This is a genomic window from Natrinema salaciae (assembly GCF_900110865.1).
GTDB classification, from domain to species: domain Archaea; phylum Halobacteriota; class Halobacteria; order Halobacteriales; family Natrialbaceae; genus Natrinema; species Natrinema salaciae.
This window is the reverse complement of sequence record NZ_FOFD01000002.1, coordinates 749860-769622: the sequence shown is the minus strand read 5'-3', so window position 1 is coordinate 769622 and position 19763 is coordinate 749860. Positions and strand designations below refer to the sequence as shown.

Below are 19763 nucleotides of genomic sequence, written 5' to 3'. Positions count from 1 at the left end.
CGGACCGCTGAAACGACGCCGCCGCCAAACGGGCCGTCCGTTCGCAGTTCGCGGCAGCACGCCCATCGTTTCCGGGCGTTTATACCGCCCCATCACTCAGGTGCGGGCATGACAGCCCCGTTCGATCTGGACCTCCTGACGGAACTGACGGAGACGAGTGGCGTCCCCGGCTACGAGGATCGCGTTCGCGAGGTCGTCGTCAGGGAACTGGAACAGTCGGTCGACCGCGTCCGCACCGACGCGATGGGCAACGTCGTCGGGACGCTCGAGGGCGAGGGCGAGTATTCGGTCGCCGTCGCGGCCCACATGGACGAGATCGGCTTCATGGTCCGTCACGTCCGGGGCGACGAGGACGGCTACGGCTTCGTCGAACTCGAGGCACTCGGCGGCTGGGACGCGCGGGTCCTCAAGGCCCAGCGCGTGACGATTCACACCGACGACGAGGATATTCCGGCCGTTATCGGCTCGCCGCCGCCGCACACGCTGGACGACGAACAGCGAGAGAAGACCCCCGAGGTCGACGACGTCGTGGTCGATCCCGGCCTCCCCTACGAGGAACTCGCAGAGCGGGTCTCGCGCGGCGACCTCGTCACGATGGCTCAGACGACCGAGCGGGTCGGCGAGACGATCACCGGCAAAGCGCTCGACGATCGGGTCTGCCTGTTCGCCATGCTCGAGGCTGCCCGCCGCTTGCGCGACCCCGCGGCGACGATCCACTTCTGTGCGACCGTCCAGGAGGAAGTCGGCCTCCGAGGTGCCCGCGCCCTCGGCGTCGACATCGACCCCGACCTCGCGCTCGCGCTCGACGTCACCGTCGCCAACGACATCCCCGGCTTCGACGCCGGCGAGCACGTCACCGAACTCGGCGACGGCACCGCGATCAAGCTCAAGGACGGGAGCGTCATCACCAACCCGAAGCTCCACGAGCGGCTCCAGTCGATCGCCGAGGAGGAGGCGATCGACTACCAGCTCGAGATCCTGCCCGCCGTCGGCACCGACACCGCCGGCTTCCAACACACCGCCGGCGCGAAACCCGTCGGCGCGATCTCGATTCCGACACGGTATCTACACACCGTCACCGAGACCGCTCACGTCGACGACATCGCGGGCACGATCGACCTGCTCGAGGCGTTCCTCACGGCCGAAGACGGCTCGTTCGATTACACACTTTAGTTTCACTTCGGTCACGGAACTCCTTTAGGGTGGGCTCGCCAACGACTGGCCAATGACGCGGGTACTCCACACGGGCGATACCCACATCGGGTACCAGCAGTACAACTCGCCCGAGCGACGACGGGACTTTCTCGAGGGGTTTCGGAACGTCGTCGACGACGCGGTCGAAGACGACGTCGACGCGGTGATTCACGCCGGCGACCTCTTTCACGACCGCCGGCCGAGTCTGGTCGACCTCCAAGGAACCGTCGACGTCCTCCGGACGCTCGCCGACGCGGATATTCCCTTTCTCGCCGTCGTCGGTAACCACGAGTCGAAACGCGACGCGCAGTGGCTCGATCTCTTCGCGGATCTCGGACTCGCGACCCGGCTGGGCGCGGACCCGGTCGTCGTCGACGACGTCGCCGTCTACGGGCTGGACTTCGTGCCCCGATCCCGGCGCGACGATCTCGAGTACGTGTTCGAGCCGGTGCCCGACGCGGCCGATCACGCGACCCTCGTGAGCCACGGCCTCTTCGAGCCCTTCGCACACGCGGACTGGGACACCGAGACCGTCCTCGCGGAGTCGCCCGTCGACTTCGATGCCGTCCTGCTGGGCGACAACCATGACCCGGGCACCGCGGAGGTGCTGGACACCTGGGTCACCTACTGCGGGTCGACCGAGCGCGCGAGCGCCAGTGAACGCGAGGACCGGGGCTACAACCTCGTCGACTTCGCGGACGACGGGGTCGGAATCAGTCGCCGCGGGCTCGACTCGACGCGCGAGTTCGTCTTCGTCGACGTGGAACTCGCGGCCGACGAGGGGGTCGACCGCGTTCGGGAACGCGTCCGCCAGCACGACCTCGCGGACGCCGTCGTCATCGTCACCGTCGACGGCGAGGGACGCCCCATCGCGCCGGCCGCGATCGAGGAGCTCGCGATCGACCGCGGGGCGCTCGTCGCCCGCGTGAACGACCGCCGGGACCTCCCGGACGAAGACGACGACGTCTCCGTGAGCTTCGCCGACCCGGACGACGCCGTCCGCGAACGGGTGCGCGAACTGGGGCTCAGCGAAGCGGCACTCGAGATCGACGAAACCGTCCGGAGCGGCGACCTCGCCGACGCGAACGTCCGCGAGTCGGTCGAGCGGCGGGTCCGCGACCTGCTCGAGGACGGCGAGTCGGCGTTCGAGCCCGCGCCGGAGCGCGAACCGGGCGACGAGGACGTGACGACGGTCGCCGATCAGCTCGCAGCCGAGTCCGACTCCGCGACGGACGCGGCCGCTGACGGCGACGGAGCGGCCGACCCGGATACGACCGCGTCAGCGGCCGACGCCAACACCGACACGGATGTGGCGACCGATGCCGACACGGGCGCGGCGGACGACGCCGGCGACGAACCCGCCGACGCGGACACCGCCTCGCTGGGTGATTTCGCGTGAGGGTCGACCGCGTCCGCCTCATGAACTTCAAGTGCTACGACGACGCGGATCTCTCGCTCGAGCGCGGCGTCACCGTCGTCCACGGCGTCAACGGCAGCGGGAAGTCGACGCTGCTCGAGGCGGTCTTCTTCGCGCTCTACGGCTCGAAGGCTCTGGACGATCGGACGCTCGACGACGTCATCACGACCGGCGAGGAGGACGCCGAGGTCGAACTGTGGTTCACCCACGACGACCGCGAGTACCACGTCGAGCGCCGCCTCAAGCTGCGCGGGGACCGTGCGACCACGACCAAGTGCGTCCTCGAGACGCCGACGGCCGCGATCGAAGGGGCGCGGGACGTCCGCCGCGAGGTGACCGAACTCCTGCGGATGGACGCCGAAGCGTTCGTCAACTGCGCGTACGTCCGGCAGGGCGAAGTCAACAAGCTCATCCACGCCTCGCCGAGCGACCGTCAGGACATGATTGACGACCTCCTCCAACTGGGCGCGCTCGAGGACTACCGCGAGCGGGCCAGCGAGGCACGACTGGGCGTCAAGACCGTCCTCGACGGCCAGCGCGAGGTCCTCGAGGACGTCCGCAAGCAGGTCGACCAAAAGGAGGCGAAGGACCTCCACGAGCGACTGAACGGCCTCGAGTCGCGCCGCGACGAGGTCACCGACGAAATCGACCACTACGAGACGCAGCGCGAGCAGGCCCGGGACACCCTCGAGACCGCCGAAGACGTCCTCGAGCGCCACGAGGAGACCCGCGCCGAGATCGACGAACTCGACGACGAGATCGCGGCACTGCGATCGAAGATCGCCGAGACCGAGCGCGAGCGCGAGGACGCGACCGACGAAATCGGCGAGCTCCGCGAGCGTCGGGAGGAGCTTGCAGCCGAGCGCGACGACCTCCTCGAAACCGTCGATCTCGAGGACGGCGATCCGGACGCGGACGCCGTTCGGGACCGCATCGCGGCTCTCGAGGCCCGCGACGAGGAACTCCGCGACGACCTCGAGGACGTTCGCGTGACGATCACGGAAGGGAACAACGAGATCGAACGGCTCCGCGAGGAAGCGACCGCCCTCGACGAGGAGGCCGAGCGCGCTCGCGAGGAGGCCGCCGACCTCGACGACCGGATCGAGTCCGACGAGGAGACGATCGCCGACCGCGAGGGGAACCTCGACGAGCTCGAGGAGTCGATCGACGCGGCGCGGGCGGTCTTCGACGACGCGGCGATCGAATTCGGCGGCGCGGCGTCGTCCCTCGACGAACTCGAGACCGAGCGCGACGAACTAGCGTCCGAAATCGGCGACCTGACGGCCGATATCCGAGCCGCGGAGAACGCGATCGAGGAGGGCGAACGCCTGCTCGAGGAGGGGAAGTGTCCCGAGTGCGGCCAATCGGTCGAGAACTCGCCCCACGTCGACGTGCTGGACGAGCGCCGGGAGGAGCTCGCCGACCTCGAGGCCGAACGCGAGGCGCTCGAGGCAGAGCGCGACGAGATCGACGAGCGGATCGACCGCGCCGAGGAGCTGCGAGAGGCCGAGCGGCGAGTCGACCGGCTCGAGGAGAACCGCGACAACGTCGAGCAGTTGCTCGCGGAGAAACGCGAGACGCTGGCCGACCGGCGCGACCAGCGCGATCAGCGCCGCGACGACGCGGCGACCGCCGAGGCCGAGGCCGAGGAGAAGCGGTCCGCGGCCGCGGAGCGGGAAGCCGAGGTCGCCGATGCGCGGGCCGAACTCGGCGAGATCAACACCGAACGTGGGGAGATCAAGGAGACCCTCGAGACCCTGACTCGCGTCTCGGAAATCGCCGACGAGCGGGCCGCCCTCGAGAGCGACCTCGAGACCCTCCGCGAGCGGCGGCGGGACTGGGTGACGATGAACGACGAGCGCCGGGAGACGCTCTCGGCGAAGCGCGACCGCAAGCGCGATCTCGAGTCGGCGTTCGACGAAGAGCGGGTGGAAACCGCCCGCACGGACAAGGAAAACGCCGAGCAGTACATCGAACAGGTCGACGAGAAGCTCGCGGAGCTCGCGGAGCGACGCGACGAGATCCAGAACGCGATCGGCGCGGTCGAGAACGAACTCGCGGAGCTCGAGCGGCTCCGCGAGCGCCTCGAGACCGTCGAGGATCGGTGCGATCGGCTCGAGTCGCTGTACGACGAGGCCGAGACGCTGCAGACCACCTACGGCGACCTGCGGGCGGAACTGCGCCAGCGCAACGTCGAGACCCTCGAACGGTTGCTCAACGAGACGTTCGATCTGGTCTACCAGAACGACTCCTACGCGGCGATCGATCTCGACGGCGACTACCGGCTGACGGTCTACCAGAAGGACGGCGAAGCCCTCGAGCCCGAGCAGCTTTCGGGCGGCGAGCGGGCGCTGTTCAACCTCAGCCTGCGGTGTGCGATCTATCGGTTGCTCGCCGAGGGCGTCGAGGGGACGGCCCCGATGCCGCCGCTGATCCTCGACGAGCCGACCGTCTTCCTCGATTCGGGTCACGTCACCCAACTGGTCTCGCTGGTCGAATCGATGCGCGATCTGGGGGTCGAGCAGATCGTCGTCGTCAGCCACGACGAGGAGCTCGTCGGGGCGGCCGATTCGATCGTCCGCGTCGAGAAAGACGCCACGTCGAACCGCTCGCGACTCGAGCGCGGGGAACCGCCGGAAGCGGCGCTGCTCGCGTCGGAGTAGCGTCGGTTCCATCGAACGCTATCGGCGGTGCCGTTTCGACCGCCGATGGAGCGAGACGGTGCGACCTCGGCCGCGCTCACAGCCGTTCCTCGGCCGGACGCCGGAGGTGGACATAGAGGAGTGTGCCCAGGACGCCCGGGACGATACCGATCAGGAGAAGAACGAATATCGTTCCGCTGATCGACACCGGATGGTCGATGTCGCGGCGACGCGCGTCACGATAGACGAGAACCGGAACGGCGGTGGCGACGGCGAACAGGACGATCAGTTCCGGCGGCCCCAGCGGAACGTTCAGCGCAGCCACAGGATCGACGAACACGGACCGAGTCTCTCGTCACATCTATAACTATTTTCTTATTCGTGGGTGAATTATACGGACGAGTTGGGAGCCGTTTCTGGATTCGTCCGAAGCCGTGTCACGAATCGTCCGACGGAGCGTCCCCCGTTTTTCGCGCGCCAGTTCGAATTGCCTCGAGTGCGGTCTCACACGTCTCGGTCACCCGATAGCCGCGCTCGCCGGCGACGTCGGCCTCCTCGAGCAACCCTGCAGCGGAGAGGATCGTGAGTCGGCCGTGCAAGTCGCTCTCACAGAAGTCGGAGGCGTCGAGCAGGGTGCGGACGCCGAGCGGCCCCCGTTCCGAGAGCTCGACCAGGAGACCCAGCGTCTCCTCGTCGTGGACGTTGGTCAGCAGCGTCAGGACCGGATCGCTCACGCGTCGCGCGGCCGTCTCGAGGGCGGATTCCTCGCCGACGGACTCGAGGCGGTCGTTCTGGATGTAACACTCGTTGCCGTTTTCCGGGTCACGGACGAGACTCGCGCTGTCCGATCGCTTGAGAAGCAGGTACCGTCTGCCGGTGTCGTCCTCGACTGTTTTCATGGGGTCGTTCGGGGTCGGTAGCCGTTATTGGTGCCCGTCTTCCGAAGTAGTTTCGGCCGGGTCGGTCGACCGCGAGGCGGCATCGTTCGCGTCGAAATCCGTGTCGTCTTGCTCGTCGATATCGTGTTCGGGCTCGGTGTCCTCGTCGCGCCGGAATTCTCTGTATCGGCGGCCGGCCAGCCCGAACAGCGCGACGCCCGCGGCGACGAGTATCGCGCTGTGAGTCAGCCTGCCCTCGAAGATCAGCAGCAACAGCCCGAGGGAAACGAACAGAACGGCGGCGTTGAGAACCAGCACCGTCACCCAGAACGTCTGGAGGACGTCGGCGGGAACGTCCGTTTCGGCAGTGGATGGCTCGATCGCGTTCGAGAGGTCGCCCAGATCGTCGTCCGGACCGTCGTCTCCGGGTGAGACCTGCGGGATCGTCAGCCCGTCGCTCTCGGGATCGTAAAACTCCGCTTCCGGATCCCACTCCTCGGGCTCGTTCTCGGTCCGGTCGAATACCACATTCGGGTCGATGTGCAGCGGGAGGAAAAACGTTCGCTTCGCGAACGCCGTCAGGCCAACTCCTCGAGGGTGAGGGTTCGGGAGGTCTCTACCCAGGCGAGCGGGTTCTCGGCGTCGTAGAAGACGACGCCGTCCTCCGTCTCGTAGGACTCGATCGTCGCGGTCCCCTCGGGCTCACTACTCGGTTCGCTCCGATTCGTCGCGTCGTCGTTTAGATGAGTGGACACGTCGATCACCTGGTGCTATGGTATGTGTTACCACGTTATATGTCTTGTTGCTCCCGCAAGCGCTCGCGGGTCGCGAAACGGCGACCGAATTCTACCTGGATCACTGCTATGGGGGCCTCCGTTCCGCCCAGTCGGTACCGCACCGCGAACGTGTCGACTCGAGGGCGTTTCGTGGCCCGTTCGGACGTCGACGACCGAGCGCGGCCGATCGGCGGGGTGTGGCGGATCGGACGTCTCGTGGCGACACCCCGTCTCGGTCGGCTCGCCTCGAAACACCTGTGCGACGGCGGTACGCGGTCGGGGATTGCAGGGGTTTTTATCCGCCGACTGCAAATCTCGGTATCATGACTGAGGCGGGCCAGACCGGACTCGCGGAGTTCGGCGGCGACTCCGACGAGACCGACGACCGGCCGGCGGAAGAGGCGGTTGCCGTCGCCGGCAACGGCGGATCGAACGCCGCGGAGGTGATCGACGTCGTCGAGGAGACGCTCCCCGAGCCAGAGGGCGACCTCGAGCTCGCGGTGATGCAGGTCGACTACACGATCGTCGGCTACGGCGACGAGGAGCGACCGATCATGCACGTGTTCGGACGGACGTCCGAGGGCGAACTCGAGCACGTGCAGGTAGTCGGCTTCAGGCCGTACTTCTACGCGCCGACGGAGACCCTCGAGCGGCCGCCCGAGGAGCAGTACGATCGGCTGACGGGGAGTCGAGAGTACGGCTCGGACGGCGAGCCCTACGAGAGCATCCGGGGCGAGAAGCTCACCCGCATCTTCGGACAGACACCCCGCGACGTCGGGCAGGTCCGCGACGACTTCGAGCACTACGAGGCCGACATCCTGTTCCCGAACCGGTTCCTGATCGACAAGGACATCCGGAGCGGCATTCGAGTCCCCGAGCGCCGCGCCGAGGACGATTCGCTGGTCGTCCCCCACGACGAGGTCGAAGCGACGGACGTCGACGCGGAGCCGCGAGTCTGTACCTTCGACATCGAGGTCGACGACCGCCAGGGGTTCCCCGAGGACGGCGAGGAACCGATCGTCTGTCTCACCAGCCACGATTCGTACGACGACGAGTACATCATGTGGCTCTACGAGGCCCCGATCGGCGAGGGGGAAATCCCCACCGAAATCGACGACTACGATCCGATCGAGGGTGCGATCGACCACGAAGTACGGAGCTTCGAGGCGGAGGAGGCGATGCTCGAGGCCTTCATCGAGTACGTCGAGCGGACCGACCCGGATATCCTTACGGGCTGGAACTTCGAGGACTTCGACGCGCCGTACTTCCTCGACCGCCTCGAGGAACTCGGGGGCCCCCACCACGACTTCGACCTCTCGATCGATCGCCTCTCTCGCGTCGACGAGGTCTGGCGGAGCAACTGGGGCGGTCCCGACATCAAGGGTCGCATCGTCTTCGACCTCCTCTATGCCTACCAGCGGACGGTCTTCTCCGAACTCGACTCCTACCGGCTCGACGCCGTCGGCGAAGCGGAACTCGGCGTCGGAAAGGAGCGGTACGCCGGCGACATCGGTGATCTCTGGGAGGGCGATCCGACGAAACTGCTCGAGTACAACCTCCGGGACGTCGAGCTCTGCGTCGAACTCGATCGCCAGCAGGAGATCATCGCGTTCTGGGACGAGGTGCGCTCGTTCGTCGGCTGTAAACTCGAGGACGCGCCGACGCCGGGAGACGCGGTCGACATGTACGTCCTCCACGAGGCGTACGGCCGATTTGCCCTGCCCTCGAAGGGGCAACAGGAAGCCGGCGAGGAGTACGAGGGCGGTGCGGTGTTCGAACCGATCACGGGCGTCAAGGAGAACGTGACGGTACTCGACCTGAAGTCGCTGTATCCGATGTGTATGGTGACGGTCAACGCCTCGCCCGAGACGCGGGTCGACCCGGCCGAGTACGACGGCGAGACGTTCGTCGCCCCGACCGAACCCGAGCCGACCCACTTCCGCAAGGAACCCGACGGCGTCATGCGGGAGATGATCAACGAACTGCTGGCCGAACGCGAGGAGAAGAAATCGCAGCGCAACCAGTACGAACCGGGCACCAGGGAGTACGAGCAGTACGACCGACAGCAGGGCGCGGTGAAGGTCATCATGAACTCGCTGTACGGCGTCTCCGGCTGGGAGCAGTTCCGACTGTACGACAAGGAAGCGGCGTCCGCGATCACCGCCACTGGTCGCGAAGTGATCGAATTCACCGAGACTGCCGCGAGCGAGATCGATTACCGAGTCGCGTACGGGGATACGGACAGCGTCATGCTCGAACTCGGCCCCGACATCTCGAAAGCGGACGCGCTCGAGCAGTCGTTCGAGATCGAGGAGTACATCAACGGCCGCTACGACGACTTCGCGCGCGAAGATCTGAACGCCGAAGACCATCGGTTCCAGATCGAGTTCGAGAAGCTCTACCGGCGGTTCTTCCAGGCCGGGAAGAAGAAACGCTACGCGGGCCACATCACCTGGAAGGAGGGCAAGGACGTCGACAACGTCGACATCGTCGGCTTCGAGTACCAGCGCTCGGACATCGCCCCGATTACCAAGGAGGTCCAGCACCGGGTCATCGAGATGATCGTCCGCGAGGGCGACGTCGAAGGCGCGAAGGAGTACGTCAACGGCATCATCGAGGACGTCCTGGCGGGCGAGATCTCGCTCGAGGAGATCGCGATTCCGGGCGGAATCGGCAAGCGGCTGGACAACTACGATACCGACACGGCACAGGTCAGAGGCGCGAAGTACGCGAACCTGCTGCTCGGCACCAACTTTCAGCGTGGGAGCAAACCCAAGCGGCTCTACCTCGACCGCGTCGATCCCTCGTTCTTCGAGCGACTCGAAGCCGAGGAGGGGTTCGACGCCCGCACCGACCCCCTCTACGGCGCGTTCAAGCGCGATCCCGACGTCATCTGCTTCGAGTACGAGGACCAGATCCCCGAGGAGTTCGCGGTCGACTACGAGACGATGCTCGAGAAGACGCTACAGGGGCCGATCGAGCGGATCCTCGAGGCGCTGGATATCTCGTGGAACGAAGTGAAGAGCGGGCAGGAGCAGAAGGGATTAGATAGCTTCATGTAAGCTATCGGGACGTCTCGTTCCGCCGTCTGGGCCGAGAGTTTCCCGGCCGGCCCGCGGAGCCCCACCGTTCGAGGGCCTCGGTCGGACACAACGCGAGTTTTCCTTTCAACAAATTATTTTGCTATTGCGAGACCGTATCCAATTGGATACGAAACCGTTATCAGTCATACGACCCACCGTTTAGACGACAGAATACTATGGCACGTCTCGAACTACGCAACCTGCATGCGGAAGTCGCGGAGGGCGACGAGAAAATTCTCGAGGGGGTAACCCTCGAGGTCGAGTCGGGCGAGATCCACGCCCTGATGGGGCCAAACGGCTCCGGGAAGTCGACGACCGCGAAGGTCATCGCCGGCCACCCCGCCTACGAGGTCACCGAGGGCGAGGTTCTGCTCCACCTCGAGGACGAGGAGTTCGGCGAAGACATCGAGATCGACGCGGACCAGCGCACCTGGGACCTGCTCGACCTCGAGCCCAACGAGCGCGCCGCGCTCGGCATCTTCCTCGGCTTCCAGTACCCGGCCGAGATCGAGGGCGTCACGATGACGAACTTCCTCCGGACGGCGCTGAACGCCAAGATCGAGGAGCGCGAGGAGCTCTTCGAGGGGGACGAGGGCGACGCCGAGGAGGAGGACGACGGCTTCGAGACCTCGCCGATGGAAGGCCCCGCGGACGAGGGTGACGTCGGCGTCGCCGAGTTCCAGGGAATCCTCCAGGAGAAGATGGAGCAACTGGAGATGGACGAGAAGTTCGCCCAGCGCTACCTCAACGCCGGCTTCTCCGGCGGGGAGAAGAAGCAGAACGAAGTGCTGCAGGCCGCCATCCTCGAGCCCTCGATCGCCGTCCTCGACGAGATCGACTCCGGGCTCGACATCGACCGACTGCAGGACGTCTCCAACGGGATCAACGCGCTGCGCGACGAGCAGGGCACCGGGATCCTTCAGATCACCCACTACCAGCGCATCCTCGACTACGTCGAACCCGATCACGTCCACGTGATGCTCGACGGACAGATCGCCAAGAGCGGCGGTCCCGAACTCGCGGAGAAGCTCGAGGACAAGGGGTATGACTGGGTCCGCGACGAAGTCTACGGCACTGCGTAACCGGATTTGGCTAGAACAACCGTAATAACGCTACGGCCGTAAACACAACTACATCAACCAATGAGTTCCGATCAAGACCACCTACAAGAGACAGACACCGAGGCCCGGTTCGAGTTCAAGAAAGAGGAGAACGCCGCGGTCAAATCCGACAAGGGCCTGACCGAGGAGGTCATCCGTATGATCTCCGAGGACAAGGACGAGCCCGACTGGATGCTGGAGCGCCGGCTGCGTGCGCTCAAGCAGTACCAGAACATGCCGATGCCGTCCGGCTGGCCCGGCATGCCCGACCTCTCCGAGCTCGACGTCGAAGAGATCGTCCCCTACATCCGCCCGGACGTCGACAAACGCGAAGGCGTCGACGACTGGACGGAGCTGCCAGACGACATCAAGGACACGTTCGACAAGCTCGGCATTCCGGAAGCCGAGAAGAACGCCCTCTCGGGCGTCGGCGCCCAGTACGAGTCCGAGGTCGTCTACCAGAACATGCAGGAGCGCTGGGAGGAGAAGGGCGTCGTCTTCTGCAACATGGACGAGGCCGTCCGGGAGCATCCCGAGCTCGTCAAAGAGCACTTCATGACGACCTGCGTGCCGCCGAGCGACAACAAGTTCGCCGCGCTGCACGGAGCCGTCTGGTCCGGCGGGAGCTTCGTGTACGTCCCCGAGGGCGTCACCGTCGAGATGCCCGTTCAGGCGTACTTCCGGATGAATTCGGAAGGAATGGGGCAGTTCGAGCACACGCTCATCATCGCCGAAGAGGGCTCGGAAGTCCACTACATCGAGGGCTGTTCCGCGCCCAAGTACGGTACCCACAACCTCCACTCGGGCGGCGTCGAGGTCTTCGTCGGCGAAGACGCTCACGTCCAGTACTCGACCGTGCAGAACTGGTCGAAGAACACGTTCAACCTGAACACCAAACGCGCCATCTGCGAGGAGAACGGCACGATGGAGTGGGTCTCGGGCAGCATGGGGTCGAAAGCGACCATGCTCTACCCGTGTACGATCCTCAAGGGTCGCGGCTCGACCGACACCCACATCACCATCGCCTTCGCGGGCGAGGGCCAGGACATCGACACCGGCGCGAAAGTCTACCACAACGCGCCCGACACGAGCTCGACCATCGAGTCCAAGTCGATCTCCAAGGACGGCGGCCGCACCAACTACCGCGGCCTCGTTCACATCGCCGACGGCGCCGAGAACTCCTCGACCGCCGTCGAGTGTGACGCCCTGATGTTCGACAACGAGTCCACGTCGGACACCATGCCGTACATGGAGATCGAGGAGTCGAAGGTCGACGTCGCTCACGAGGCGACCGTCGGCAAGATCGGCGACGAGGACATCTTCTACCTCCAGTCGCGCGGACTGGACGACGACGACGCCAAGAAGATGATCGTCGCCGGCTTCATCGAGCCGATCACGGAGGAACTACCGATCGAATACGCGGTCGAACTCAACCGTCTCATCGAACTCGAGATGGAGGGAAGCCTCGGATAATATGAGCACGCAGGTACACGCTAATCTGACGGCAGAACAGGTACGCCAAATTTCGGGCGACCTCGACGAGCCCGAGTGGCTTCTCGAGATCCGTCTCGAGGCCCTCGACGCGCTCGAGGAGCTCGACATGCCCGACGTCATCCGAACGCCGGGTCGGGACTGGACGAACCTCCACGACCTGGACTTCGAGTCCCTCGTCGATCCGCTGAACGCGGCCGAGGACAAGGATCAGATCGGTCCCGACGAGGCCGACGTCCTGTCGTGGGCCGAGGCCGTTCAGGAGCACGAGGACCTCCTGCAGGAGCACTTCGGCAGCATCGTCGATCCCCAGGAGAACTACCTGACGGCGCTGTCGACGGCGCTGTTCAGCACCGGAACCGTCATCTACGTCCCCGAGGGCGTCGACGCCGAGGACGTCACGGTCCGGACCGAGCAGAACTCCCGTTCGCTGTTCAACTACACGCTCGTCGTCACCGAGGAATCGAGTTCGGTGACGATCCTCGAGCGCCAGTCGACCGGCGCGGAACAGGACGAGCAGTACTACAGCGGGATCGTCGAAGTCGCCGCCGGTGAGAACAGCTACGTCCAGTACGGCAGCCTCCAGAACCTCTCGGAGGAGGCCTACAACTTCACCGTCAAGCGCGGCGTCACCGATACCTACGCCACGATCGACTGGATCGAGGGCAACCTCGGGACGCAGCTGACCAAGACGGAAGTGTCGACCGAACTTCGCGGCGACTCCTCGGAGACGCAGATCGTCGGTGCCTTCTACGGCCACAACGACCAGCACTTCGACCTCGACGCGAAGGTCTGGCACCGCGCCGAGCACACGACCGCGGACCTCGTCACTCGCGGCGTCACCGACGACGTCGCTCGCTCGGTCTACGAGGGCGTTCAGGACGTCGGCGCGGACGCCTGGGACACCAGCTCCTACCAGCGTGAGAACACGCTGATGCTCTCCGACGAGAGCGAGGCGGACGCCTCACCGAAGCTGATCATCAACAACCACGACACCGAAGCCAGCCACTCCGCGACGGTCGGCCAGATCGACGCGGAGGACCTGTTCTACATGACCTCCCGCGGTGTCGACCCACGTGCCGCTCGCAACATGCTCGTCGAGGGCTTCTTCGTGCCCGTCCTCGAGGAGGTCGACGTCGACGAACTCCGCGACGACCTCGAAGCGCTGATCGGCGCACGGCTTCGCCAGCGCGACTGAGCTCCCGCGTCGCGGTCGCCCCGTTTCGGTGCCGGCTACCCGTTTTGGCCGCCCGTTCTCCGAGACGACTAAGTAACAGCGGCTCTCTTGTCACGATATGAGTCTGGGACAGCGTGTCTCGAGCGACCACCAGCTGACCCGATTGCTACAGATCGGCGTCGTGCTGGAGGAACTCGTCGAGTCACGCGCCGCCCACCACATCGAGTCGCTCCCTCCCGAGGAGCGGGCGGCGTTCGACGCGGAGGTGGAAGAGTTGCTCGCGGAGGCCGCCGCGGAGTCGGCCGAACACCGCGAGCGACTCGAGGCGCTGATCGACGATCTCGAGGCGGAGACGGTCGGATACGAGGAGATCAACGCGCTGGTCGACGCCCAGTACGGGCCGCCGGAGGACACGGACGGCGTCCTCTACGATCAGCTGGCGAACGAGGAGACGGCGTACAAGTTCTACGACGATCTGATACAGGCGATCGAGGCCTCGGACGCCGAGTTCGCCGTCGACCGCGACCGGTTGCTCGAGACGCTGTCCGCCATCCGCGAGGAGGAAAAGGAGGGAGTCGAGGAAGTGACCGAGATCATGGAGCACAGAGCATGATCGTGCCGACGGAGACGACACCGGCACCGGCACCGGCAGCGGCTGTGGCGGTCGGTGGGACGCCGTTCGAAGTGCGAATCGACTCCCGGGATCGCGCACACCGGCGAGGGACCGACGCGGCACGCAGTGCGACCGACGGCGACGGAGGGACGCAATGAACACCGCAGATCAATATCTCAAGGCGATCTATCTGGCACAGCGAATCGAGGACGGCCCCGCATCGACCGGCACGCTCGCGGACCTGCTCGAGGTGAGCCCGGCCAGCGTCAACGAGATGATCGGCAAGCTCGAGGACCGCGAACTCGTCGACCACGAGAAGTACAAGGGTGCCAGTCTAACCGACGAGGGGCTCGAGCGCGCTCACAACGCGCTCCAGACGTACTGTATCATCGAGCGGTTCCTCGCGAACGTTCTCGAGGTCGAGGAGTTTCGCGACGAGGCCCGCGCCCTCGAGAGCGTCATCGACGATACCGTCGCGGAGCGTCTCGACACGATCATCGACCGCCCCGAGCAGTGTCCCGACTGTTTCGACCCCGAAGCGGACTGCTGTGAGTTACTCGAGATCGAGGCGGGCGGTCGCGCGGACTGAGTTCGCAGAGCGGCACCGCTACGTCTGCTCGGACGGCGGTCGGTCACCGAATCGGACATAGGTTCGCCCGACGATGGCGGCAGCCGCGAGGGCGACGACGATCACAGCGCCGAGACCGATCGGAAACGACTGCGAGTCGCCGGTCCAGTCCGATTCGAACACGTCAGCGTAGTAGTTCGCGACCGCCGCGCCGTGCAGCGCGACCAGTACCTCGCGGTTGTTCTCCAGCGAGTTCGCGTTCCAGTTCGCGCTGCCCACGATCGCTGTCTCCCGATCGATCACGACGCCCTTGGCGTGGATCTTTTCGAACCGGTCGGTGTCTTCGAGGAGCCGAACCTCGAGCGGGAGGTCCTCGCGGTCGGCCACACGTTCGAGGTCCGCGGCCAGCGCTTCGTTCTCGTCGGCGTTGTACCGCGTCGACCCGAGCAGAATCCGAACGTCGACGCCGCGGCGGGCCGCGTCGATGGTCGCCTCGAGCAGGGACACGTCGGCGGCGATACTGGGTTGGAGAACGAGGAGTTCGTCGTCGGCGCTGGCCAGCAACTCCTGCAACCGCTGCTCGGCGTTGTCCGGTGCGAGCAGGAGTTCGGCCGAGTCGACTGGGACTGTCGCGGGTTCGTGAGTCGTCGGGAACTCGGGGGCCGGCGTGGAGAAGACAGGTCCCTCGTCCTCGACGAACGAGGTGTTGGCGCGGTAGGCCGGCCCAGATAGCGTGTCACGCCCCTCGAAATCGGTCCGAAAGACGGACGCGAGGTCCGCGGCGAAGTGATCGTCCTCGAGTCGAACGCCCCAGCCACGGCTACTCTCACCGCCGACGCCCGCGGGCTTCCAGTTCTCGGTAGTGATCAGGACGTGGTCGTCGGCAACGGCGTACTTGGGATGGTGGTATCGATAGCGCGACCCCTCACCGCCGATGGCTCGCACCTCGACGCCGCCGGCCTCGAGCGTCTCGAGGACCTCCGCGGTCGCTGCCGGCGTGCCGCCGACCGGACTCGCCTCGAGGAGGACAGCGACCTCGACCCCGCGCTCGGCCGCGTCTACGAGGTCGGCGGCGATCGCCTCGGAGGTGACGGTATAGCCGGCAAGCAGGAGTCGGTCGTCGGCCGATCGGAGCGTGTCCCGCGGTATCTCCGGCGCGTCCGGGAGGACGAACGCCGTGGCCTCGTCGACTGCGGTACGCGAGACGGGGAGACAGGTGGCATCTCGGGGCCACCACTGGCCGCGAGCGGGCGTGCTGTCGATCGCGTCGTCGCTATCGGTGTCGTCGGTGGCGTCGGACTCCGATCGGTACCAGCGTTCGGCGGACCGCGCCCGGTCGTACGATACCGCGTCGACCGCGGCCGTCGCGTTTCGCAGTCGCAGGTCGTCGCCGTCGTTCGCCAGTGCGAGATGTCCCTCGAGTTCGAGCACCGGCGTCTCCGTCAGCGTTGCCGTGACGTTCGGGGCCACGCTGAGCGCGACGCGGCCGGAAACCGTCTCGTTCGGTAGCGAGACCGTCGTGTGGCCGTCCGTCAGCGTGTAGTTCCCGAGCGGGGTTTCCGGGGGCGTCTCGAGGACGACGAACTCACCGGCGTTGCCGTCGGTGGTGGGGTTCGGGGCGAGGGTGACGATCCGCGGGCTCGTCGCCGAACCGGTACCGGGAGGTGCCACCGTCTCGTCCGCAGTTGCCGCCGTGTCGTCCGCCCGCGGGGGACAGGCGAGGTCGGTCGCGTTCACGTCCGGCGATGCGGTCGCTCGAGCGGTCGACCGGTCGGCAGCCGACGGTCCGTCGGTGACCGGGAAGCTCGCACCGATCGCGGCACTCCCGACGAGACAGCAGGCGACGACTGCGGCGAGGGTGAGGGTAGTCCGGCGGATGTCCATCGCTCCGTCTGGCCGCGTGTCCGTACATAAAATCTCGGAGTCGATGCCGGTCTCGCCTGCTGCTCGGCCACCGGGAGGTGGTTCCTCCCGTCTCGCGTGGCTCGAGCGGTCCGAACGACTCGCGGGCGCGGGACGCGTAGCTCGAGAGCGGCTCGCTTCTCGCGCCGTCGAAAACGGGGCTCGTCGCCCGGTCGTCAGGCCGCGGGCTCGAGGTCGGCGTTCTCGGCTTCGGCCTGGACGAGATACGCGCGGTCGTCGCCGTAATCGGCGACGATCTCGCGGGCGTCTTCGGTGCCGATCCGGTTGAGCGCCCACGCGGCGCTGGCTCGGACGCGATCGGACTCGTCGTCCGCGAGGACGTCCGCGAGCGGGTCGATGGCGCGGGTGTCGCCGATCAGCCCGAGCGCGCGGGCGGCCCAGCTGCGGACGTCGGCCTCGTCGGCGACGAGCTGCTGGGCGATCGGCTCGACCGCGTCTTCGGCACCGATTTCGCCGAGGGCGCGGAAGGCCGGCTGCTGGAGGTTCGGGTTGGAGTCGACGTAGTCGACCAGCGTGTCGACGATCTCCTCGTCGTCGACGCCGATCTTGCCGAGGATTCGCATCGCGGCCTGGTCCCGGCGGTTGGCCTTCTGGAGCATCGGGTCGATGGCCTCCTCGGGCCCCATTCGTTCGAGGGCCTCCATGCAGTGTTCCTCCATGTAGTCGGAGTCGAACGTCTCGAGCGCGAGGAGGATCATGTCGACGTTGCCCTGCTTCTCGTGGACCTTGAGTGCGTGCCACTCCGGCGGGAAGTCCTTGACGTGGTCGAGCACGTCGTAGTACCCTTCGCGGCGGAGCTGTTCGCGGACCTCGAGGTCGGTCCACTCGGTGGCGTTGTCGACGTCGCTCTCCAGCTGGTCGGTCGCCTCGAGCAGGCCGGCGATCGTTTCGGCGTCGTCATCCGCATCGAGGGCGGCGGCGTCGACGGCGTCGGCCGCGTCGTCGAGGGTTGCCTCGAGCTGGTCGGCGACCGTCTCGCCCTCGTTGACCAGCGTGACCGAGCTCCCCAGCAGGTCGTTCAGTTCGTCGAGGAAGTCGTCGATCGCCTCGATCAGCTCCGCGTTGCCCTCCTCGGTCCACCGGGTGCCCGTGATCGTGCCGCTGGCGCTGTCGATCTCGCCGACGACGTCCTCGCCGTAGGGACCGCGCTGGTCCTCGAGGTCGGACTCGAGGTCCGAGAGATCGCTCTCGATCTCGTCGTACTGCTCTTGTAGTTCTTCCTCCGGGGCGGGCTCGTCGTCCTCATCTTCGTCCTCGTCCTCGTCGGTCTCCGGCGGCTCCGGCACTTCGACGCTCTCGAGTTCGGAGCGGAACGACTCGAGGTCGGCCTCGACGACGTCGAGGTCGGCCTCGGTCTCGGCGGCCTCGAGGCTCGAGTCGAGTTCCTCGAGGTCCGCCGCGAGCCCGTCGAGGCGCTCGCCGATGGCCTCGAGATCGGCGGACTGCTCGGGGTCGTCCGCCTCGGCGGCCGCGTCGTCACCGTTCGCCTCGTCCTCGCTCATAGTCCCACCTCGGGACGACGCCGACGCGTGACAGTGTACATACTCTACGGTCGTGTCAGCACGGCCCTAAGCGTTTCCATGCACGTCGACCGACGGCGATCGTTCCTTCCCGCCCCAGTACAACCAGGGGCTGAGCGTCATGTACGCCAGACCGAGCGTCAGGAGGGCGTACGGGAACGTTCGGCCGGCGAAATTCGGAACGAGGATCGCGAGCGCGTGGACGACGCCCATGATTGCGGCGTCTCGAGCCAGCAGATCGGGGTACTGGATGCGCGAGACCATCAGGTAACAGAACGCGCCGGTGACGGCGAGCACGAGCCACGGCTGGGTCTCGCCGGCGAGAATCGCCGCGCCGAGTATCGTCGCGGCGAGCGTCGTCTGAACGCCCTCGGTGTAACTGCCGGAGATGTCGTAGGCGGTGTACATTCCCAGCCGGGTGACGGCCATCGCGACGAACAGCGCACAGACGGCCGTCACGAGCAGGAGGTCGCCGGTGACCGAACCGAAGTCGATGCCGAACCCGTCGGTCACGACGACGAACGAGAGGACGGCGGGGGCGACGGCGAAGGAGGCGACGTCGGCGAGCGAATCGAGGTACGGGCCGGCGTCCGTGCCGCCGTAGCGACGCGCCAGGATGCCGTCGAGCCCGTCCGCGATAGCAGCCAGGAGGATGAGCCGGGCGGCGAGATCGATATCGACGACCGCGACGACGACCGCGACGAACCCCAGGGCGGCGTTTGCGATCGTCACCACGTCGGCGACGCCGAGCCGACCGACGAACCGGGGGAGCATATGCCCGGATTCGACGGGGAGTTACCTTACGTGTTTTCGTTTTCCCGGCTGCCCGGTTTTCGAGAATCGAACCGGGGCGGTTATACCGCGACTCTCCTAACGACCACGTATGCACCGGCGCCGTTATCTCGCCGCCGTTGGCACCGCCGTCTCGGTCGGTCTGGCCGGCTGTTCGTCCGCGCTCAGCGTCCTCGAGGACGACCCCTGCAGCGGCGAGGACTGCCACATCGGGATGAGCCGAACCGAGTTTCGCCCGGTCAGCTACGAGGCGTCCGTCGGCGACACGGTCGTCTGGAAGAACACCAGCGAGGCTGATCACACCGTCACGGCGTACGAGAACCTCATTCCGGACGCGGCCGAGTACTTCGCGTCCGGCGGCTACGAGAGTCAGGAGGCTGCGTACGACGCCTGGAACGACGAGGAGTGGGAGGAACGCGGCGGTCGACTCGGAACGCGCGACACGTACGAACACACGTTCGAGGTGGCGGGCACCTACGAGTACTTCTGTATCCCCCACGAGGGAGCCGAGATGGTCGGCGAAGTCGTCGTCACCGAGTGAGCGGCGACGACGGCTTCGAGGCCTTCCGACCGCCGTCCGGCATCTGCC

General features: G+C 66.3%; 17 protein-coding genes. 10 read left to right on the top strand and 7 right to left on the bottom strand.

Translation table 11 applies throughout. The annotated features are described in order from the left end of the window. The first annotated feature begins 108 nt into the window (after positions 1-108). From BMX07_RS09035 to rad50, 3 genes are read left to right on the top strand one after another with little or no spacing between them, the layout of a single operon-like run. Entirely contained in the window at positions 109-1173 is a 1065-nt protein-coding gene (locus tag BMX07_RS09035; RefSeq protein WP_090616981.1) for a M42 family metallopeptidase, read from the top strand. A gap of 52 nt (positions 1174-1225) precedes the next feature. Then, on the top strand, positions 1226-2593 hold the full coding sequence (mre11, locus tag BMX07_RS09030; protein ID WP_090616979.1) for a DNA double-strand break repair protein Mre11: 1368 nt from the start codon (positions 1226-1228) through the stop codon (positions 2591-2593). Beyond that, positions 2590-5274: a DNA double-strand break repair ATPase Rad50 gene (rad50, locus tag BMX07_RS09025; protein ID WP_090616977.1), complete on the top strand. Its 2685-nt coding sequence runs from the start codon at positions 2590-2592 to the stop codon at positions 5272-5274. The genes mre11 and rad50 overlap by 4 nt, the downstream gene beginning before the upstream one ends. Before the next feature lie 76 nt (positions 5275-5350). Here the strand turns inward: rad50 and BMX07_RS09020 are convergent, their stop codons facing one another. The 4 genes from BMX07_RS09020 to BMX07_RS09005 form a co-directional block, all read right to left on the bottom strand. After that, positions 5351-5593 (bottom strand): hypothetical protein, encoded by a 243-nt coding sequence (locus BMX07_RS09020; RefSeq protein WP_139210849.1) that lies wholly within the window; start codon positions 5591-5593, stop codon positions 5351-5353. 97 nt (positions 5594-5690) lie between these two features. Then, positions 5691-6152, bottom strand: coding sequence for a DUF7346 family protein (locus BMX07_RS09015; protein WP_090616973.1), 462 nt, complete (start codon positions 6150-6152; stop codon positions 5691-5693). Positions 6153-6176: 24 nt separating this feature from the next. Then, the gene (locus BMX07_RS09010) at positions 6177-6659 is read right to left on the bottom strand and encodes a DUF7322 domain-containing protein (RefSeq protein ID WP_090616972.1); all 483 of its coding nucleotides are present in this window, start codon (positions 6657-6659) and stop codon (positions 6177-6179) included. Positions 6660-6709: 50 nt separating this feature from the next. Then, complete coding sequence (locus BMX07_RS09005; protein WP_175480099.1) at positions 6710-6895, bottom strand: DUF7331 family protein; 186 nt, start codon at positions 6893-6895, stop codon at positions 6710-6712. A 335-nt stretch (positions 6896-7230) separates the two neighbouring features. Here BMX07_RS09005 and BMX07_RS09000 point away from each other — a divergent pair, with 335 nt between their 5' ends. The 6 genes from BMX07_RS09000 to BMX07_RS08975 all read left to right on the top strand — a co-directional run bounded on the left by BMX07_RS09000 (position 7231) and on the right by BMX07_RS08975 (position 14960). Further along, positions 7231-9969 (top strand): DNA-directed DNA polymerase, encoded by a 2739-nt coding sequence (locus tag BMX07_RS09000; RefSeq protein WP_090616970.1) that lies wholly within the window; start codon positions 7231-7233, stop codon positions 9967-9969. A gap of 197 nt (positions 9970-10166) precedes the next feature. Further along, positions 10167-11072 (top strand): ABC transporter ATP-binding protein, encoded by a 906-nt coding sequence (locus tag BMX07_RS08995; protein WP_090616968.1) that lies wholly within the window; start codon positions 10167-10169, stop codon positions 11070-11072. Positions 11073-11132: 60 nt separating this feature from the next. After that, positions 11133-12563 carry a Fe-S cluster assembly protein SufB gene (gene sufB / locus BMX07_RS08990; RefSeq protein WP_090616966.1) on the top strand — a complete coding sequence of 477 codons (1431 nt, stop codon included), beginning with the start codon at positions 11133-11135 and terminating at the stop codon, positions 12561-12563. Between the two features lies 1 nt (position 12564). Continuing rightward, entirely contained in the window at positions 12565-13779 is a 1215-nt protein-coding gene (gene sufD / locus BMX07_RS08985) for a Fe-S cluster assembly protein SufD (protein ID WP_090616963.1), read from the top strand. 97 nt (positions 13780-13876) lie between these two features. Continuing rightward, a complete protein-coding gene (locus BMX07_RS08980; protein WP_090616961.1) occupies positions 13877-14371 on the top strand; it encodes a rubrerythrin in 495 nt (164 codons plus the stop codon). A gap of 154 nt (positions 14372-14525) precedes the next feature. Beyond that, positions 14526-14960, top strand: coding sequence for a metal-dependent transcriptional regulator (locus BMX07_RS08975; protein ID WP_090616959.1), 435 nt, complete (start codon positions 14526-14528; stop codon positions 14958-14960). 18 nt (positions 14961-14978) lie between these two features. Here the strand turns inward: BMX07_RS08975 and BMX07_RS08970 are convergent, their stop codons facing one another. The 3 genes from BMX07_RS08970 to BMX07_RS08960 form a co-directional block, all read right to left on the bottom strand. Beyond that, positions 14979-16823 carry a phospholipase D-like domain-containing protein gene (locus tag BMX07_RS08970; RefSeq protein ID WP_090616957.1) on the bottom strand — a complete coding sequence of 615 codons (1845 nt, stop codon included), beginning with the start codon at positions 16821-16823 and terminating at the stop codon, positions 14979-14981. A gap of 194 nt (positions 16824-17017) precedes the next feature. After that, positions 17018-18364 carry a HEAT repeat domain-containing protein gene (locus BMX07_RS08965; protein ID WP_090616955.1) on the bottom strand — a complete coding sequence of 449 codons (1347 nt, stop codon included), beginning with the start codon at positions 18362-18364 and terminating at the stop codon, positions 17018-17020. A 66-nt stretch (positions 18365-18430) separates the two neighbouring features. After that, positions 18431-19156: a protein sorting system archaetidylserine synthase gene (locus BMX07_RS08960; RefSeq protein WP_090616954.1), complete on the bottom strand. Its 726-nt coding sequence runs from the start codon at positions 19154-19156 to the stop codon at positions 18431-18433. Between the two features lie 109 nt (positions 19157-19265). Between BMX07_RS08960 and BMX07_RS08955 the strand changes: the two genes are divergently transcribed. Continuing rightward, the gene (locus BMX07_RS08955; RefSeq protein ID WP_090616951.1) at positions 19266-19715 is read left to right on the top strand and encodes a cupredoxin domain-containing protein; all 450 of its coding nucleotides are present in this window, start codon (positions 19266-19268) and stop codon (positions 19713-19715) included. Positions 19716-19763: the final 48 nt, after the last annotated feature.